We start from the raw sequence: 1,546 nt of genomic DNA, 5'->3' as shown, positions 1-1,546 counted from the left end.
CTTCACATCGGCCTTGGTGGCATCGTTCGAGACTTCGAAGACGTATTGATTGGAGAGTTCCTGCAGGCGCACGGTCTTTTCGGAGACGCGCGGAGCACGCAGCACGGCAAAAATCTTTTCGTTGCTGATCATGCCAGCCACTCCTCGATCTTCTTGATGGCGTCGGCCGTGATCAACACGGAGTCGGCACCGACCAGCGCCGCCGGATCCAGACCCTGCACGTCGCGCACTTCCACGTAGGGAAGGTTGCGGGCGGACAGGTAAAGGTGCTCGGAAGCATCTTCGGTGACGATCAGCGGACGCTTGCCGAGCTCGAAGCCCTTCAGCTTCTCGACCAGGGCGCTGGTCTTGGTGGCGTCCACGTCGAACGCTTCCACGACCTTCAGGCGGTTCTGGCGGTTGAGCTCGGACAGGATCGAGCTGATGGCCGCACGGTACATCTTGCGGTTGACCTTCTGCGCGAAGCTGCGCGGCTTGGCCGCGAAAGTCACGCCGCCGCCCACGAAGATCGGCGCGGTCAGGGCGCCGTGACGGGCACCGCCGCCCTTCTGCTTCTTGGACTTCTTGGTGGTGCCGTTCACTTCGGCGCGCGTCTTCTGCGCCTTGGTGCCGGCACGACCGGCGTTGCGGTAGGCAACGACGACCTGGTGGACCAGATCCTCGCTGAATTCACGGCCGAACACGTCGTCGGAGACCGACAGCTTGTTGGCGCTACCTGTAATGGCTAGTTCCATGGTCGTTCTCCTCAACCCTTGCTTGCCGGACGCACGATCACGTCACCACCCGGCGCACCCGGCACGGCGCCGCGAACGGCGATCAGGCCGCGCTCGGCGTCCACGCGGACGACTTCCAGGTTCTGCGTGCTCTGCTGCACGGCACCCATGTGGCCGGACATTTTCTTGCCCGGGAACACTCGGCCCGGCGTCTGGCGCTGACCCAGCGAACCCGGCGCGCGATGCGACAGCGAGTTACCGTGGGTGGCGTCGCCCATGCGGAAGTTCCAGCGCTTGATGGTGCCCTGGAAGCCCTTGCCCTTGGTGACACCCTGGACGTCGACGATCTGGCCGACTTCGAAGATGTCGGCCTTGATCTCGCCGCCGACGGTGAAGTCGCCCAGCTTGTCGGCTTCCACGCGCAGTTCCCAGAGGCCGCGGCCGGCTTCGACCTTGGCCTTGGCCAGGTGACCGGCAACAGGCTTGGTGACGAGCGAGGCGCGGCGGGTACCGACGGCAACCTGCACGGCGCTGTAGCCGTCGGTTTCCGGGGTCTTGATCTGGGTGATGCGGTTCGGGGTTGCTTCGATCAGCGTCACCGGGATGGACTTGCCATCTTCGGTGAACACGCGGGTCATGCCAGCCTTGCGGCCGACGAGACCCAACGAATATTTCTTCGCGGTCATGGTCGTGGGCCTCAGGTCAACTTGATCTGCACGTCGACGCCAGCCGCGAGTTCGAGCTTCATCAGCGCGTCCACGGTCTTGTCGTTMGGGTCGACGATGTCGAGCACGCGCTTGTGCGTGCGGGTTTCGTACTGGTCACGCGCGTCC

General features: G+C 64.2%; 4 protein-coding genes. All 4 read right to left on the bottom strand.

Going from position 1 to position 1,546, the window contains the following annotated elements; all coding sequences use genetic code 11:
- The coding region (rplW, locus tag AC04L7_RS18375) for a 50S ribosomal protein L23 (RefSeq protein WP_475513656.1) at positions 1 to 132 on the bottom strand (132 nt) is incomplete at its 3' end.
- On the bottom strand, positions 129 to 734 hold the full coding sequence (rplD, locus tag AC04L7_RS18370) for a 50S ribosomal protein L4 (RefSeq protein WP_296279009.1): 606 nt from the start codon (positions 732 to 734) through the stop codon (positions 129 to 131). The genes rplD and rplW, both read right to left, overlap by 4 nt.
- Before the next feature lie 11 nt (positions 735 to 745).
- Positions 746 to 1,399, bottom strand: coding sequence for a 50S ribosomal protein L3 (gene rplC, locus AC04L7_RS18365; protein ID WP_245087928.1), 654 nt, complete (start codon positions 1,397 to 1,399; stop codon positions 746 to 748).
- An 11-nt stretch (positions 1,400 to 1,410) separates the two neighbouring features.
- A partial coding sequence (locus AC04L7_RS18360) for a 30S ribosomal protein S10 (RefSeq protein ID WP_475513655.1) occupies positions 1,411 to 1,546 on the bottom strand: 136 nt, incomplete at its 5' end.

The organism is Pseudoxanthomonas sp. LjRoot204_2, from assembly GCF_056175765.1.
This window is presented reverse-complemented; position numbering and strand designations above follow the sequence as displayed.

Coding starts and splice junctions, on each gene's coding strand:
- rplD (WP_296279009.1), bottom strand. CDS start 734: ATGGAACTAGCCATTACAGGTAGCGCCAACAAGCTGTCGGTCTCCGAC.
- rplC (WP_245087928.1), bottom strand. CDS start 1,399: ATGACCGCGAAGAAATATTCGTTGGGTCTCGTCGGCCGCAAGGCTGGC.